Source organism: Rhizobacter sp. P2_D12 (genome assembly GCF_056404395.1).
On record NZ_JBFUEB010000184.1, the window covers coordinates 1 to 7235 of the forward strand.

Genomic DNA, 7235 nt, shown 5'->3' on the forward strand with positions numbered 1-7235 from the left:
GCGCATCCTTCAGCTGGGCCAGCGTGACGGCCGTGTCCAGCTGCGACAGCACCAGCATCTGCTGCAGCGTCAGGCCGGTCGCCGCTTCCTTCATCTCGCACGGCCAGTACTCGTCCATGAAGCGCAGGCGCGACAGCTCGCCGAAGTAGTAGCGCGTGAACTCGCCGTAGCTCTTGGTGTCGAGCACGCCGTGGTTCCAGCGCTTGGCGATGTCGGCCGGCACGGTGCTGGCCTGCAGGAAGTCGTACTCGACCTGGTAGTGCGGGAACAGCTCCTTGAAGCGCGGCACGTCGTGCAGCGCGACGGTCTGCACGTCGGCGACGTCGGCGCTCTTGTACGTGACGATCTTGTAGGCCGCGCCATACACCGCGAGCGACGGCGACTGCACGTTGGCCAGGTAGCGGCCGTTGGCATCGCTGTACTCGTTGCTGCCGTTGAAGTGCATGTGGCCGCCCACGTGCAGCTGCAGGCCGGTGGCCGCCAGTGCCGCGGTGGTGGCCGGCTCGGGCACGCGCGCGGTCTGGAACGCGCCCGGCTTGAACACCGCCTTCATCGCATCGGTCTGGTTGGCGTAGAAGTCCATCGTCGGGTAATGCGAGAAGGCGATCAGCTGCTTGCCTTCGGCCTTGGCGCGCGCGCTCACCTTGGTGATCCACTCGATCAGGTGCTTCTTGTGCGTGAGCACCTTGTTCCAGCCCGCGTTGCCGGCGCCGTCGTAGCCCTTGAAGCTCTTCGGGTTGGCGGCATCGAACCTCGCGTTCGGGATGTAGACGTTGGCATCGATCGACAGCAGCCACAGTCCCGGGGTCGGCTCGACCAGGTAGCTCGCGTCGACCAGGTTGCCGCACTTGGTGTAGGTGGTGCCGGCCACCTTGTAAGCACCGCCCTCGCCTTCGGCGCAGATCTCGAACTGGCGCTTGGCCAGGTCCGACTGCGTCTTCGCGTCGGTGTAGTTGTAGCCGTTGGCGTACTGGCTGAACGGCGTCTCCCACAGCACGTCGGTCGAGGCCGGCATGAAGCCGAAGTCGCCCAGGCGGGCGATGATGTTCTCGTAGCCCAGCTCCTTCAGCTGGTCGGTGCAGACCACCGTCGGGTCGGCAGCCTTGCAGGCGGCGTTGCCGGTGGCATAGACCTTCTGTTCCTTGCCGGCCGGAGTCAGGAAGTCGTTCTTGCCGGCCTCGTCGTCGTCGAACGGCTCGTTGGGGTCGTGGTTGCCCGGGGCGATGAAGAAGCGCATGCCCTTGGCGCGGTATTCCTGCAGGATCGCGGCGATGCCGTCGACGTTGACCGGCTGCGCGTCGTCGGTGTAGTCACCGGGCAGCGCGACGTACTTGATGCCCTTCGCGAAGGCATCGTCGAGCGCGGCGCGGAAGGCGAAGTAGTTCTCGTTGAACAGGCGCGTCGACGTCAGCTGCGCGTACATCGTGCGGATGGCCGCGTTCTTGCCGCTGGTGGTCGGGATGCCGCTGAAGCTGCTGCTCTTGAAGTCGCCGTAGACGTCCTCGAAGTGCACGTCGGTCATCAGCGCGACCGGAGGCGAGAAGGCGGCCGGCTGGCTGGGCGGCGGGCTGCCGCTGTCGCCATCGCCACAGGCCGTCACGGCGGTCAGGGTGAACAGGGCGGCCAGCGTGGAAGGGATCAGGGCGCGGCGCAGGGGATGCGTCATGGCAAGGGGCTACGTCGATTGCGAAGCCGCCGATGGTGATGTCGGATGGTGACGAAGTCATGACGCTGCGTGTCATCCATCGTTCCTCCTCAATCGGCGCATAGAACGCGATCGTTGTGGCATGCCCCTGGCCTTCGGGAACTCACCCCGAAAGAGGCATTGAGCAACCATGAGATCAACTGGCGCCATGTCGACATGGGCGCAYTCGGCCTCGCCGAGTGCGAACTCATCGCGACGCTGGCGCACGTGCTCGCTGGTGGAAGGCTGCTGGTCCGTCTCGACACGTAGCCCGGATGCCAATCCGGGTCCACGTCGAGCAACACATCCCCGATTGGCATCCGGGCTAGGGCCTCAGCGCCCCATTTCCTTCAGGTACGCCGCGCGCGCCGCGAAGCCGGTGTTCGCGAAGTCGGTGAACACCCCGTCGATGCCGGCGCGGAAGAACGCCAGGTACTCGGGCACCGGATCGTTGTTGTAGAGGCCCGGCAGGTACTGCTTCTCGTTGCGGAAGGTGTAGCTGTGCACGAACAGCCCGGCCGCGTGCGCATCGGCGATCAGCGAGGTCGGCGTCACGCTGTTGATGTCGGAATTCTTGGTGCCGCCGGCGTACGGCACCTGCTTCCAGGCCATCACCTGCGGTTTCCACGGGCCGATGCCGTCGGCATAGGTCTTGATCTCGGCCAGGCCCGCCTTCGACAGCATCGCGTCGAAGTAGCGGCCGTCGCCGTTGATCGTCCAGCTGTACGGACGGCCGTCGACGAAGGTGTAGACGTCGGACGTCGAGTAGGTCACGACGCCGGTGTCCAGGTGCGTGTCGTTGCCGTCGATCAGCTGCACCACGCGCGTCTTCAGGCCGATGCCGCGCAGGTACTTCAGGCTGGCCGGGTCGAAACTCTGCACGAAGATCGGCGCGGTCTTGGTGTTGAGGTTGTTGTCGACGATGAACTTCAGCACCGCATCCTCGAACGGATGGCCGGTCTTGGCGACGTCGCAACCGTTGGCGATCGCCTGCTGGTTGTTCCAGTACGGGTTCTTGACCTCCGGGTACACCGTCAGCGCGCGGCCGGTCGAGGTGCTCTTGGCCTTCGCGATGGCCAGGATCTCCTGCATCGTCAGCACCGGCTGCGTGCCGTTCTCGGCGGTCGGGCGGTCGGCGCGCGCGTCGTACGTCGTGCCCTTGATCCACTGCTTCAGCTCGGCGGCCGTGAAGTCGGTGATCGACCAGTCGTTGGTGTGGTCCTCGCCGTCGACGATGAGCGACTTCAGCACCGACTTCGGGTCGGCCGGGTCGGTCAGGTCCGTCAGGTACTGCTTGGGCTCGCTCGCGTTGGTCGGCGGCGACACGGTGTACGCCACGTTGACCAGCCGGCCCGGCACCGTGCGCTTGCGCGCCGCCACGTCGGCATTGGTGGCGGCCACGGTGGCCACGTTGGTGTTGTCGCTCAGCCAGGGGTTGTGGCGCGCCACCAGCACGCAGTCCTTGCTGAGGTGCAGGTCTTCTTCCAGCGAATCGGCACCGGCATCGGCCGCAGCCTCGTAGGCGGCCTGGGTCTCCTCGGGGTGCAGGCCCGGCAGGCCGCGGTGGCCGATCACCAGCGGCGCATTGCCGTCCAGCGTGGCGAGCGGCGGCGGGGCGTCATCGTCGCTGCCACCGCAGGCGGCGAGCGCGGCGGCGCCGAGCAGCGTCAGGGCGAAGAGGCGGGCACGGGTGATGCGGACTGCTGGGTGAAACATGGGGGTGGCGATCTTGGCTAAGGGTTGAGGCCGCCGATGTTCGGCGGGGCGGGTGACAGCGCTGTGACGGCCGAAGGGATCGTGGGCAAACGGTGTGCCTGCACGGGGAATTCGACGCGGCGGTAACACCGGCGAAGATCCAGCGCGGCGGCGGGGTCATCGCGCAGTGACGCAGAATCTGCCGCTGCCCTTTTCAAACCCATCACACCCCGACCCCTCATGTCCGACCTGTCCGCCTTCCCGATCACCCGCAAGTGGCCTGCGCAGAACCCCGACATCCTGCAGCTGTACTCGCTGCCGACGCCGAACGGCGTGAAGGTGTCGGTCATGCTGGAGGAGACCGGCCTGCCGTACGAGCCGCACCTGGTGCGCTTCGACACCAACGACCAGATGTCGCCGGAGTTCATGTCGCTGAACCCGAACAACAAGATCCCGGCCATCCTCGACCCGAACGGGCCGGACGGCAAGCCGCTGCCGTTGTTCGAGTCGGGCGCGATCCTGGTCTACCTGGCCAGCAAGACCGGCCAGCTGATGCCGGCCGACGCCGCAGGGCGCTTCGAGGCGCTGCAGTGGGTGATGTTCCAGATGGGCGGCATCGGGCCGATGTTCGGCCAGCTCGGCTTCTTCCACAAGTTCGCCGGCAAGGACTACGAGGACAAGCGCCCGCGCGACCGCTACGTGGCCGAATCGAAGCGGCTGCTGGGCGTGCTGAACGGCCGCCTGGCCGGCCGCCAGTGGATCCTCGGCGACGAGTACTCGATCGCCGACATCGCGACCTTCCCGTGGGTCAACAACCTGTTCGGCTTCTACGAGGCCGGCGAACTGGTGGGCGCGAAGGACTTCCCGGAGGTGCTGCGCGCACTCGAGGCCTTCAAGGCAAGGCCGGCGGTGCAGCGCGGGCTGACGATCCCGAAGCGGGCCGCGTAGTCAGGTCCGGGTCGCGCGACGCAGCCGCCAAGGCCTCGCTCATCGCCTGCGCGATGCGGTCGAGCACCTGCTGCGGCCGGCGCACGCCGCACACCCCGCTGCCGAAGGCGCTCAGTGCCTCGGTGTCCGGGTAGTCCCGGCTGTCGTGCCGGCCGGCGCGAAGCTTGAGCGCCAGCGTGCGGTCCACGGCCTCCACGCCGCCCGGGCGCTGGTACTTGTAGATCGTCGTCGTGACGACGTCGGACATCGGCGCCAGCCGTGCATCCTGCGGGCTGTTGTAGAACAGGCCGAAATTCTTCAGGTGCGCATCGCCGTTGCGCACCATCACCGTCAGCGCCAGTTGGTCGAAGAAGCGCCGCAGGTCCTGCGCCGGCTGCGCGCTGAAGAGCTGGATGGCTTGCGCCGTGGCCTCATAGCAGCCCTCGTACTTGCGGTTCGACAGCCGGTCGTGGACCTGGCGCCCCATCAGCGCGGCGATGTCCTCGAAGCCGTAGCGATGGCCATCGGCCGACAGTGAAAAGCCCGGCACCTCGATGCCGGCACGCCGGGCGGCATCGGCTACCGAGCGCCCCACTGAACAGCCGGGCGGCCACGGCGGCGCGTGTCGGACGCCGCCGCGGTTTCACTTTGCAACTTCTCGTTTGGCCGCCGAGCCGTTCACAATGGTGGCAGACGCCGCACCTTCGCGGCGTCTTGTCTTCGGAGATGTGCATGCCAGAGAGCCCGCCTTCTTCCCCTTCGGCCCCTTCGTCCATCACCCAGCTGCTGCACAGCTGGTCCGCCGGCGACCCGCAGGCGCTGAACCGGCTGGTGCCGCTGGTGTACGACGAACTGCGGCGGCTCGCGCGGCGCCAGATGCGCCACGAGCGCGATGCCCACACGCTGCAGACCACCGGCCTCGTCCATGAAGCCTTCCTGCGGCTGGCCGAGCAGCGCTCGGTGCACTGGGACTCGCGCGGCCAGTTCTACGGCTGGGTCGCGCAGCTGATGCGCCGCATCCTGGTCGACCATGCGCGCAGCCGCAATGCCGGCAAGCGCGGCCACGGCCAGGCCGCGCTGAGCCTGGATCAACTGCAGGACGACGCGATCGAGCCGGCATCGTCGGATGCACTGCTGGAGATCCTGCAGCTCGACCACGCGCTGCAGCGCATGCAGCGCCTGGACGAGCGGCAGAGCCGGGTCGTCGAACTGCGCTTCTTCGGCGGCCTGAGCGTCGACGAGACCGCCGACGTGCTGCAGATCTCGGTCGCCACCGTCAAGCGCGAATGGGCCACCGCGCGGGCCTGGCTGCTGAAGGAGATGGGGCAACCCGCCACTGCATTGGAACTTCCATGAACACAGCGATCGATGCGGCGCGCTGGGCGCGCGTCAAGACCTTGCTCGCCGAAGCGCTGGAGCGGCCGGCCGCCGAACGCCAGGCCTTCATCGACTCCGCCAGCGGCACCGACGCCGCGCTGCGCGGCGAGTTGACGGCCCTCGTGGCCGCGGCCGCGCAGACCCACAGCCTGCTCGACGAGGCACCGCGCGGTCTCGCGCTCGATGCGCTGCAGGCGCGCCGCGCCGACGGCAGCGGCGCCTGGCTCGGCCGGCGCCTGGGCGCGTGGCGCATCGTGTCGCTGATCGCCGACGGCGGCATGGGCCGCGTCTTCCTGGCCGAGCGCGCCGACGGCCTCTATGCGCAGCAGGTCGCGCTGAAGCTGATGGCCCCCGGCCTCGACCGCGACGCGCTGGTCGCGCGCTTCGTCGCCGAGCGCCAGATCCTCGCCGGCCTCGACCACCCCAACCTCGCCAAGGTGCTGGACGGCGGCATCACCGACGAAGGCATGCCCTGGTTCGCGATGGAGCTGGTGCGCGGCGAGGCGATCGACGCCTGGTGCGATGCGCACGGCCTGGACATCGAGGCGCGCGTGCGGCTCTTGCGCACCGTGTGCCAGGTGGTGCACTACGCGCACCGGCGCGGCGTCGTGCACCGCGACCTGAAGCCGGCCAACATCCTGGTCACCGGCGACGGCACCGTCAAGCTGGTCGACTTCGGCATCGCCAAGCGCTTCGGCGACGAGCTGCCCACCACGCCGCCCACCGCCACGCTGCAGCGCGTGATGACGCTCGAGTACGCCAGCCCCGAGCAGGTGCAGGGCCTGCCCGTCACGCCGGCGAGCGACATCTATTCGCTGGGCGTCGTTCTGTACCGGCTGCTGACCCGGTCCAGCCCCTACCCCGAGGCCGCGCTCGCGAGCGACTACCAGCTCAGCCGGGCGATCTGCGACACCGAGCCGCTGCCGCCCAGCCGGGCGGCGAAGGCCGGGACGCTGGCGCGCCGCGCCGAGCGGCGCCGCCTGCACGGCGACCTGGACGCGATGGTGCTGATGACGCTGCGCAAGGACCCGGCGCGCCGCTACGCCTCGGCCGAGGCGCTGGCCGACGACCTGTTCCGCTTCCTCGAAGGGCTGCCGGTGCAGGCGCGCCATGGCGCCTGGAGCTACCGCGCCGGCCGCTTCGTGCTGCGCCACCGCGTGATGTTCGGCGCGGCGCTGCTGGCCAACGTCGCGCTGGTGCTCGGGCTGTCGCTCGCCGCCTGGCAGTCGTTCGAGGCGCAGCGCCAGCACGAACGCGCCGAGCGTCACTTCGCGAACGTGCGCAAGCTCGCCAGCGTGATGGTGTTCGACGTGCACAAGGCGATCCAGAACCTGCCCGGCTCCACCGACGCGCGCCGGCTGATCGTGCAGAACGCGCTGGTCTACCTGGACCAGCTGGGCGCCGAGTCGCAAGGCGACGCGAAGCTGCAGCTCGAGATCGCCGGCGGCTACCGCAACATCGGCGACATCCAGGGCAACCCGTTGGCCTCCAACCTGGGCGACCCGAAAGGCGCCGCCGCGAGCTGGCAGCGCGCCGAGGCGCTGGCCCAGGC

Annotated in this window: 6 protein-coding genes; 3 read left to right on the forward strand and 3 right to left on the reverse strand. The window is 68.7% G+C overall.

Features of this window, described 5'->3' with window-relative positions:
• A partial coding sequence (locus AC1DYN_RS30900; RefSeq protein ID WP_477966350.1) for a metallophosphoesterase occupies positions 1 to 1666 on the reverse strand: 1666 nt, incomplete at its 3' end.
• A 351-nt stretch (positions 1667 to 2017) separates the two neighbouring features.
• On the reverse strand, positions 2018 to 3400 hold the full coding sequence (locus tag AC1DYN_RS30905; protein ID WP_477966352.1) for a glycerophosphodiester phosphodiesterase family protein: 1383 nt from the start codon (positions 3398 to 3400) through the stop codon (positions 2018 to 2020).
• Between the two features lie 219 nt (positions 3401 to 3619).
• On the opposite strand from AC1DYN_RS30905, the gene AC1DYN_RS30910 reads away from it, so the two are divergent.
• Positions 3620 to 4327 (forward strand): glutathione S-transferase N-terminal domain-containing protein, encoded by a 708-nt coding sequence (locus AC1DYN_RS30910; protein WP_477966354.1) that lies wholly within the window; start codon positions 3620 to 3622, stop codon positions 4325 to 4327.
• Here the strand turns inward: AC1DYN_RS30910 and AC1DYN_RS30915 are convergent.
• Positions 4272 to 4901 (reverse strand): HipA domain-containing protein, encoded by a 630-nt coding sequence (locus AC1DYN_RS30915; RefSeq protein WP_477966356.1) that lies wholly within the window; start codon positions 4899 to 4901, stop codon positions 4272 to 4274. The genes AC1DYN_RS30910 and AC1DYN_RS30915 overlap by 56 nt on opposite strands.
• A 137-nt stretch (positions 4902 to 5038) precedes the next feature.
• Between AC1DYN_RS30915 and AC1DYN_RS30920 the strand changes: the two genes are divergently transcribed.
• Complete coding sequence (locus AC1DYN_RS30920) at positions 5039 to 5662, forward strand: sigma-70 family RNA polymerase sigma factor (protein ID WP_477966358.1); 624 nt, start codon at positions 5039 to 5041, stop codon at positions 5660 to 5662.
• A partial coding sequence (locus AC1DYN_RS30925; RefSeq protein ID WP_477966360.1) for a serine/threonine-protein kinase occupies positions 5659 to 7235 on the forward strand: 1577 nt, incomplete at its 3' end. The genes AC1DYN_RS30920 and AC1DYN_RS30925, both read left to right, overlap by 4 nt.

Bases quoted from the DNA above. Each gene is read 5' to 3' on its own strand.
- AC1DYN_RS30905 (WP_477966352.1), bottom strand. From the start codon at position 3,400: ATGTTTCACCCAGCAGTCCGCATCACCCGTGCCCGCCTCTTCGCCCTG.
- AC1DYN_RS30910 (WP_477966354.1), top strand. From the start codon at position 3,620: ATGTCCGACCTGTCCGCCTTCCCGATCACCCGCAAGTGGCCTGCGCAG.
- AC1DYN_RS30920 (WP_477966358.1), top strand. From the start codon at position 5,039: ATGCCAGAGAGCCCGCCTTCTTCCCCTTCGGCCCCTTCGTCCATCACC.